Origin of the sequence: Paenibacillus massiliensis subsp. panacisoli DSM 21345, assembly GCF_000426545.1 — a bacterium.
GTDB classification, from domain to species: Bacteria; Bacillota; Bacilli; order Paenibacillales; family Paenibacillaceae; genus Paenibacillus; species Paenibacillus panacisoli.
In genome coordinates, this window is sequence record NZ_AUFO01000046.1 from 1 (window position 1) to 10,043 (window position 10,043).

Consider the following 10,043-nt stretch of genomic DNA (forward strand, 5'->3'; position numbering starts at 1 on the left):
AGCATCGAATTCACGGAACGCTGGGATACATGACACCTGTTCAGTATCGCAAAGAAGCCCTTAAAAAAGCTGTCTGATTTACTATTGACAATCCAGTCATTGCCGTTGAAATAAAGGTTGGCTAGAAAGCTCGGATATAATGTGCTCTGCCGTGTTCTGCAGCTCAGAGAGCAACACGTAATAAGTCGTGCTGAGCTCTGGTTGTTATTGTGCTCTGGAACTAGTTGTGGAAATAGCTTTTTTTACCACTCTCATCGACCTGAGCCCGTTCGAGTAATAAAATCATTTTATTTATGTAACCAAAGGGAAATTGTTCGCTTATCCAATCGATGAACTGGAGAGTTGTTTTGATCTCTTCAACCGATAACCGCGAATAACACTCCTCTTTTATTAAGGTGAATTTATTTGAAATGAACTGGTTGAACAACTTCTCTATTGTATGAAGGAAGCATTGGGCCTCCTGCGTGAAGTTGTAAGATAGCTACCTATAATAACCTTTTAATAAAGGAAGATCCCCAGCTTCAGATCCCTCATGCCGCCTACATATGAGGGGCAATCTCAAAACCTAAAGTGCCAAACTATTATTTCATGCTCCCGTCAATGCTACTGGGATTACTACTCGTAGCTTGTCGAATACAACATCTTCTTCAAATGCTTGAGTTTTTCGGTATAGTAATCGATCCGCACAAGTACAAATTGATGAAGCACAACAGAGTTCTCACACTTGTATAATCATGTTATCGGCCCGATAGAATTCCTGTAAAACGAATAATTTGCTCTTTGCATAAAAACGAGCGCCTCGGTACGATGGGGTTGCGCACGAGGTCATAGCCTCAAAAAGCCCATCCAGGAGGTCGCTCTACTATGAAGTTTAAAGCCCAGGACAAGCAAAATCAACTCATTGAAAACATTTCCTCATTACATCTAATTGTAGGCGTAGATATTGCCCAGGAGGTTCACGTAGCTCGTGCGGTTAGCTACCGGGGAGTCGCTCTCGGATCTCCACTCGAGTTTGGCAGCCATGACGAGGGTTTTCAGTTGTTCTGCCGCTGGACTCAAGATCTGCTTAAGTTGTACAAGCTGAACAAAATCATCGTCGGTATGGAACCAACCGGCCACTACTGGCTAAGCCTGGCTTGATGGCTTTCGGCCAAAGGAATTGAAGCTGTTCTCGTAAATCCTCATCTTGTCAAAAAGAACAAAGAAAACCGAGATAATACCCCATCTAAAAGTGACCGTAAAGATGCACTTGTCATCGCGGATATGGTCAAAAACGGATACTATTCCCCTGTACGCTTTAATCCGGAAGTCTACGAGGAACTGCGGATTCTCATGGCTAATCGCGACACGGTGGCCAAACGGCTTAACAGCGCCGTTAATCAAATTCACCGCTGGGTAGATATTGTGTTTCCAGAACTTCGTCATGTCTTTAAAATCCTTACCTGCACCAGTGCCATTGCCACGTTAAGGCTATTTCCTCTCCCGGAAGAAATTAGCCGGTTAACGACGGAACAAGTCATTGCTGGCTGGAAGCAGTATGTGAAACGTCATGCGGGCTTACAGCGTGCCGAACTGCTTATCTCGCTTGCTAAACGCAGCGTTGGCGCTAAGCAGGCTTTGCACGCCTACAAGCTTCACTTAGGTCAATTGCTCGAAGAATACGACTTGGCCAAGCGCCAGCTTGAGCAAATTGAGAGTGAACTCCAACTCGTTCTTGAGCGTATTCCTTATGCCAAGAAGATACTTTCCATTCGAGGGGTAAATGCTACGAGCTTGGCTGGTGTGTTAGGGGAAGCCGGTGATCTAAGCGGTTATGCCCACGGAAATGCCTTGCTTCGCCATGCAGGTCTAAATCTGGCTGAAGCCAGCTCCGGGAAATGGCGTGGGAAAATGGTCCTAAGCAAGCGAGGCTGCCCTCGTCTACGGCGTTTCCTTTATCTCATGACGATGTGTATGGTTATGACCAATCCGGATATTAGAGCCCTGCACCACCACAATGTCGACGTGAAAAAGCTCAAAAAAATGAAATCTATTATGAAATTATGTGGTAAGGTGGCCCGAATGCTTGTTAGCCTGGCCAAGAGTAGCGAAGCTTACAGTTCAGTTAGTATTTCCACAAGCAGCATAAAATCGCATGATTCTCACCGATTGATGTATTCGCAGGATGACAAGAAGCACGGAGTATCGGGAGACATTAAGCAAAAGGGCTTGGACCCGTTCCGTTAGAAAGACCGACCTCCACCCCTTAGTTAAGATGTGACGAAGGAATGAAAGGGCTATGACCCGTTGAGACATGGGAGTGAGAATCACTAGGGTGAAGTGGAGACGTGCAAATATGGAATAATATGGGTGGTTCTATTTCATCCTTGTTTCGTCATGCCCTTTCTACAAATCCCAGCTACCACCTCCGCCCTTGCCTTCTTCCTCCACGTTAACTACAGAGTAAAAACCTGCGAATTCATGAGTTTGAGTGAGGAAATTGAATCATTTCGAGGGAGTTTAATGAATTAGCGCCAAAACATAGATTAGATATATGTCTAATCGTAAATAGGAACATGCCTTGGCTCGGGACACGAACTTGTACTGATAAAATTAAAAAGCTGCTAAAATAGCGACTTCAATGGGAATATGTTCTTGTCCCTCGACAATAATTTACTAGAATCCAAAGTCTGTTCAAAACTTTGTCATCTGGCAGTACCTGTATAGTCTGTTGAACACTCTTCAACTCTGCTACGCACATTGAACCCGCTCCACTGGAGCGGGTTCAATGTGCGTAGCAGTTGCATTAAGTGGTGTAAGACGGCTCGGAATCTTCATTAAGCGTGACGACATGTTCAGAAACACGCAAGACGTTATTGGCGACTTTTACAGCAACATGAATATGATCTTGGGACTCGTAGTGGACGAAGTCAAAGCCTGCATCGACTGCGAGCCAGCCTAAACGACCAAGTTTGGAGGTATCCAAATCACTCACCGTTAGGTCAGCAGCTCTCCCCTCATGATACAATCGGTTATTATGAGGTGGACGAACATCAGGATCACTCCATCCATCGATTACCATGAGCTTGATTCCTGACCATTCAGCTGCAACCAGCTCTGCAAGACGATTCAATTGATCGGCCAAGTCTTTTGTCATGTAGTGGTTGGAATGACCTCTTTCCTCATCATCATAGACTATCAGAGGATTGTTGTTGTAAACAAAATTCTTAAATTCATTGCTACCGCGGTGAACTGCATCTGTAAAAGGTCCTGCAGCTTGAGATTCTAACATATCGGGGACCTTCTGCCCTACACTAAGAGTTGCTTTGCCTTCTTGATTTACATGAGTTTGAGCTTGACTAGCACCAACGAGTTTCATTAAATCCAATATCGCATTGAGAATGGTGGTCTGTGACGAGTTTCCAGTAACAATACTTTGAAAGGCAGTTGCCTCAAATCCTGTAGGTTCTTCTTTGATTGAGCGTTCTACATTCTCTTTTCCAACGTCATGATTATCTTCCAAGTTGTGGTGTGATCGAATACTTTTAATCGCACTTGCTGGTGATGTACTCGCGGGTTTAATCGATCTCTTTCCATCCATAGCAGCTCCGTAATTTAACAATGCGCCCGCTTTAGAGGCAGTAGCTGCTGCACCAGCAGCAGGAATCCCTCCTCCAGCGGCGGCACCAACAATCGGAGCAACCGTCTTAATGACATCTAAGATTGCTGATGTCATTGTACTTAGGTTTGTTCCAGCTTGAGAACCTGCTTGATTTGCAGCATTAGAGGAAGCCGTTAGAGCGGCTTGCGCCAAAGCCACCGTACCGGCTAAACCAACCGCGGCATCAGCCCCATTCCCTCTTTGTAAAGAAGCCAGGACAGCTGCAGTGCTGACAGGCTCAGGAGCTTGTACTGGATTCATGATATTAATGACTGGCTGCCCCAATTCTCCGGGCTTTTGATCGCCATCCTCATGAAATCGGGAACCTGTCGTGATTGGTCCCAAGTCTGGTGCTTGTATCGGAATCGGTGAGTCCTGCCAATTCCAAAAGCGGGTCATATCAAGTTTCTCTGCACAATTATAGCGTCCCAGCACAGCTTCAGCGAACACACCACCCGTTGGAAGGGGAACAATAGCTTCTTTAATTTCATTCAGTACCCTATGCTTTTCTCTCCAAGCTTTGATTTCATCAGATGGAACCGACATTCTAAACAAGAGGAAATTGCCGGATATTCCTATAGGTGTTGGATCTATCCAAGAAAGAAGTTGTCCATTGCGATACGAATATTTGGACAGAAGAATCGACAACCTTGTAGGTTCGATACTACTCCAAATTGCTTGACTGTAGTGCATCGTACATTCATGAAGATGTTGTTGCAGAGCTCCTGGTTCATCCACACTTGTGATTACATTAACGGCAGATACTTCGAACGTATCCATAGGAAAATATACTGGCACATCAATCTCGCCAGGTAATGTTTCGTTTTTACTGTTAGTATAACTAATTTTAAGTCGTAGCCGTGCTTTCAATGCAGTATGCTCTTCTTCTGGATTGTCTGGATTGACTGGAGGTCGAGAAACTCGGATCCCTTTAATATCATTCAAATTTTTTTGTATGTTTGTCCCAGGTGTAACAGCACTTACGATACTGCCATCAAGTAAATATAGCTTACAACCTACACTTGGTTCACCGGCATTCGTGGAGAAGACAATTTCATTCACGACAATATTGGATTTTGGAAAGGTTAAACTTCCGAATCGATCCAAGACTGAATTATTAAATAACGTATCAAGTTGACTAATATTATCGATATTCCAAGAATCGTTCCCTAAGGCAATAGGATCCGCTTGAAGGGTTACCGTATTGGGCAAGGACACTAACATGTTCCGAACCCAAGGAAGTAACGCCACACTTGCGAGAACATCCCTAAATTGGTCAATTATTCCCCAATTACCTGCAAAGTCAATGGGTTGCATTGGGATAAATAAGACTTTATCTACATTCTCTACCTTCATAACAGTCTTATACACTTGCACAACTTCGTAATATTGAATCGTCATCGCATGCATGTGATTATAGTTCGTAATCACTCTTGTTTGTACGGACTCATGCTCTTTTTGTTGAGACTCTTTTACGATTGTTGCTCTCCGGCTGCGAGTAGATAATGCACTCTGATGTGTACTGTCTGTCAACCTATTCAGCATGGTGGAAGAAAGATCACTAATATTTTTCGCTGAGGTGTGTGTTGTTGCATTCGTTCTCGTTCGATTTCTTGATGAGGTTTCCGAGCCAATGGATGGCCGTAAGGATGGACTTATTAATCGTCCGACCGACGATACCGCCCCAGTAAGTGCACCAACGGCTCCCGAAATTGCACCGCCGAGATCACCCAGTCCCCCTATACTTCTAAACATATTGTCATTACTCCGCAATCCAAGTCCCGACAGTCCGCCAGCTAATCCACCTAATCCACCTAATCCACCTAATCCACCTAAAGCGCCTAAAGGATTTAGTCCTGGTAAATTGATTCCACTTTCTGCGTTACCACTAGATAGGCTGTCTGAATCAGCTGTGGATCTTTGAAAACCAGTGCTTGCATCACGCCTTACTGATTCAATTACCTCACTGATGGCGCGGTTGCGAACAAAGGTGTTATTGACCTCTTCATTCTGATCAATGGATTCGGAAACATTTGTTCGAGATTGTCTTGACCAGTCGATGATCGCGATTTTCGTGCTTTCTCCTGGTGCCAGTGCCACACTGTGTAGCAGTTGCCCTAGGGTAACCCCCTCAGTAAACCAGCTTTGCGAATATTTAACAATCGCTCCTTCCCGCGGACTCATACATAACTCTTCGGAATCGATTTTTACTGTTACATCCAAACATGATACTAATTCTTTGTTTTTATTTTTATCTATATGTTCATCTTCGAAATCATCAAGAAAAATCGTATTGTATGTTACTTTTTCAGCCGGATAAATACCCGAAGCAGGAATAAGATCTGCAGGAGCCTCATGGTCTTTTTGATTGGTTTCGATAATACCATAGACCACATCGACAATGGCCTGTGCAGCAATAAACGGTGGCCACAATGCCAAGTCGCGGACTTTGCTTACATCAAGAGTTTTACGAAGCTCAGGTCCTAATTCCTGGCCAATTCCCGCAAGAACTTCAATATTTTCAGAAGCAATCAAGGTAATATCGATTCCTTCAGCACTTCTGTCCAACATATCAGCGGGGGCGTATTCCATAGGGTTGTTGGTTGGGAAATCGACCATCTGACGCTTCAAGAGTCTGTTGGCATTCTTAAAAATGTTCGATAGTGCTAAATCGAATACCGTCAATATTTCCATATGTCGAAGCGTTTGTGATGCTTCTTTAGTTACTCCGAGCAGAATATCTGGAGAACTTTTAATCGCTTCTTTTGGACTTAGATGCTGACTTGACGTTTTTAAATACCTCGAAATTTCAATCAAAGTAACTGTTCCTCCTTTTTCCTCAATAATGGTTTTATAAGTTACTCATGTATTATGTGGTTAAAGATGTTCTTTATGTAAGAGGCGATTGGGAAATTCAGTAATAGCTAAATATTGCGGAACCCATTATGTATGCGATAATTGGAGTATACTGAAGTAGTTGGAGGTCCTGCTATGAACTTAGACCAACTAGAACTCGATGTTAAAGAAGCTTGTAGGGCAAGTACTTGCACTTTAAGATTTTGAATTCGCAATCAAAATCATGTTTAGGTAATTCAATTAGAAATCCATACTTTCTTCATTTCTTCACTTTGCCGTAATTAATGTCTATGATAATAAATTCCCACTAATAGTAATGTAACAAATAATAAAGGGCAGGCCCCTCTGATTCTAATTTAGCAGAAAATATCCTTGTCTTTTTTTTATTTGACGGACTTGTCAAGCCAAGTACGACAGTTTCTCTGAAAAGGATTCGTGAGCGGTTCTCCAGCCTAAGCGTTTTCGTGGTCTGTAATTGATCAAGCGTAGAGCGGTCTCCAGGGCTTCATCCGTGATTTGGGCGAAATCCGTCCCCTTGGAAAAAAACTCCCGCAAGAGGCCATTGGCATTCTCATTGGAGCCGCGTTGCCAGGAGGAATAAGTATCTGCGAAATACAGCTGTACGCCATGAGTGGCTCCCAGGCTGGCGTAACAGACAAACCCTTGCAGCGGTCTGCGGTAGCGGTTTGAAATGCATGGGTAGGATGCTGTGAGGCCGGTACACCAAAGGCATTCTCCATGGACAACGCGGTACGGTCAGGCATTCGAATGGCGGTGTACAAGCGGGTTTTGCGTTCGATGAACGTGGCTACGCAGCCCTTGCTTTTCCCACAGCCCAAGACGAGCGTAGCGAGCTCCCAATGGCCGAAGCTTTCCCGGAAACGAACCTCTTTCGGACGCTGAGAGATAGCCTTACCCACAGTGAACTTGCCGCGTGTCTCTGCAGGCTTCTGCCGTTTACCTTTGTGATGCAGGACGGTAAACACACCTTTCATCAAACGGCCTGTATACAGCCAACGATAGAAAGTTTTGAAGCAGACTACAGGCTGTCCCTCTTGACGGAGTCGTTCTACGATCTGCTCGGGAGACCACGTGGCCTGAAGCTTCTCTTCAATAAGGGCCGACTGCTGCGGTGTCCATTTTTCAGCATGGATAGAGGACTTGCGCCTTTGGACATAACTCTCCTGAGATCGCTCGGCGCGATATGGCTCCTGCGCTAGGTTTCGACGGAGTTCTCGGCAAATGGTGGCATGATGTCTGCCTAATTCACGGGCAATAGCTCTGGCACTTTTCCCCTGCTGGTGGAAGATTTCTAGCTTGCTGCGCTCGATTATGCTAAGATGTGTGTAGCTCATGGTGGATTCTCCTTGTGTGAATGAGGTGTGAGAACTTTCATTCTACACGAATCCGCCCATTGGCCTTTTTTTCAGTAGGTGTCGCACTTCATAAAAAGAAAATTAGAATCGGATTAGGCGCCTGCCCTATCCAGTAAGTTAATTAACAAATAATTGCGTAAAGATACCTTATAATTCCAACCGCTCACTACACTAAATAAGATAAATCAGGTACTTAATTGGAGGTGTTCTCCACAGGAACTACAAGAATCCATTACGACGTTCAACAGTTATTCGAAGGCTCTGAGTGGGTTGACACAGCAATCTCGTGAATTTCTCACTGGTATTCTTGAACGTGATGGTGGCAATAAAGTCGTTCCTATGCTCGTTGAATTCACAGAGCAGAAAAAATACCACTCGATAAGATATTTTCCGAGATGGACTTTCCGTATTGGATTAACTTTGGTCATAAGTACAACTTGTTAGATCAATTAGCGAAAATAAGGAATAACAGGAAAAATAAATAAGCCGTTTTGCGCTTCAGTCGCATTCGGCTTATTTTTTCATGCATATTAAGGCCCGTAAACGGTGCCGGTTACTCCTGTACCCATTCCTCCACCTTTAAACCTAACTTCAATAATGTCCATGACATCGCCTGTTTGTATAGAGACTTGGTCAATAAACCCTTGTTCTACACGACCTCTGTCTAGAGAATAATACCGAATTTCAGCGACAACTAGTATTTCACCTTCAGCTCTATATCCAACTTCATAAGTAGCAGCGCCTGTATGTTCTCTTACAGTGCGCCATGGTCCCCAAACCAATGGAGGAGCATAGGCTGAGAACTGAGAGACCCTTCCATTCCTAAACCTAACTTGATCGAGACGTTCAGATTCCACAGGCACAAGACTCATGCATTGCCTATTGCCATTATCAGCACTTAGATTGTCATTCATGTAGGATTTCCTCCCATTAATGAATCGTTTTTGTTCATACCCAACTTGTTAGGGTCTAAAGATGAGGCGGAATAAAACCTTGTCCTACTCTTCCCCCATTTGAAACTTGATAGCAATCAGTCTTCAATGAACTCATCAATGATCGTCTCTAGTTTTTCCATGATGGTGTCCTCATTTTCATACTGTAGTTCCATCTCTAACTTCGTGTTTCGAGTGTTTGGAAAGCTGTTGAAATCACTTTTGCACTGCGTACGTGCTTGCGAAATAAGAGCGTTGAATTGAGCCTGTTTTGGGTTATTGTAAATGGAAACAGCGCTCACTAATGAATCCTGATCCTCCAACTCAAGTCATAATGTTTAGCCAACACCATACTGTAAATCTCAGTTAGAGTGAACATGCACCAATCACCCTTAATAAGGTTATCTAGAAATCCACAAACTATGCATGACCAAGATGGATCCCGTGTTTGGCAGCATGATCATTTCGCTACTTAAGCATAGTGGCCGGATCTGCATCGCCTGTATAGCGAAACTCGTCACCTATTTTCCGTACTTCGTCTCCGTTATTGTACTTGCCGGCATTATTACCGTTTTCACATCGTTTTGCCAACGTCACCTTCATCTCGTTGGAAAGCACCGTGCTGGTCGTCACGTGATAAACGGCAAAGTAGAATGGACCGCCGGTTAACCCGGTTATCCTCCCGTTGCTGCTACTGTATTCGATACGTGCCCGGAGACGCGCCATAATCAGCTCGGGGCAAGAACTTGTAATATATTAGCCATCATTGTGGTGCACGTTCTTCGACTTTTGGAGCTTTAAGAGTTGCGGCTTCTCTCCGGGGATGGCCTTGTGTTACAGTTTTGCTTTTAACAATCATCCCTTGTAATTGTGTCATCTATACATCCACAAGGTGTGCCAGTATTAACTGTTTCTGCATACGACGGATTGTCAAGCCAAGTGCGACAGTTCCTCTGAAAAGGATTCGTGAGCGGTTCTCCACCCCAAGCATTTTCGTGGTCTGAGATTAATCAAGCGCAGAGCGGTCTCCAGCGCTTCATCCGTGATTTGTGCGATATCCGTCCCCTTGGGGAAAAACTCTCGTAAGAGGCCATTGGCATTCTCATTCGAACCGCGTTGCCAGGAGGAATACGGATCTGCGAAATACACCTCTAGGCCATGAGTGGCTTCCAGGCTGGCGTAACAGGCAAACTCTTTGCCACGGTCTGCGGTAGCGGTTTGAAATGCATGGGCAGGGTA

Annotated in this window: 3 protein-coding genes and 2 pseudogenes; 1 reads left to right on the plus strand and 4 read right to left on the minus strand. The window is 44.4% G+C overall.

What is annotated here, in order from left to right; translation table 11 throughout:
* The first annotated feature begins 864 nt into the window (after positions 1-864).
* Positions 865-2,128 (plus strand): annotated as a pseudogene (locus tag K331_RS30240) (IS110 family RNA-guided transposase).
* Positions 2,129-2,785: 657 nt separating this feature from the next.
* On the opposite strand, the gene K331_RS0122405 reads toward K331_RS30240, so the two are convergent.
* The 4 genes and pseudogenes from K331_RS0122405 to K331_RS30250 form a co-directional block, all read right to left on the minus strand.
* Positions 2,786-6,457 carry a hypothetical protein gene (locus tag K331_RS0122405; protein WP_028591995.1) on the minus strand — a complete coding sequence of 1,224 codons (3,672 nt, stop codon included), beginning with the start codon at positions 6,455-6,457 and terminating at the stop codon, positions 2,786-2,788.
* Positions 6,458-6,895: 438 nt separating this feature from the next.
* Positions 6,896-7,851 (minus strand): annotated as a pseudogene (locus K331_RS30245) (IS30 family transposase).
* 551 nt (positions 7,852-8,402) lie between these two features.
* Positions 8,403-8,786, minus strand: coding sequence for a hypothetical protein (locus K331_RS0122415; protein ID WP_028591996.1), 384 nt, complete (start codon positions 8,784-8,786; stop codon positions 8,403-8,405).
* Positions 8,787-9,734: 948 nt separating this feature from the next.
* On the minus strand, positions 9,735-10,043 hold a 309-nt coding region (locus K331_RS30250; protein ID WP_036635607.1), incomplete at its 5' end, for an IS30 family transposase.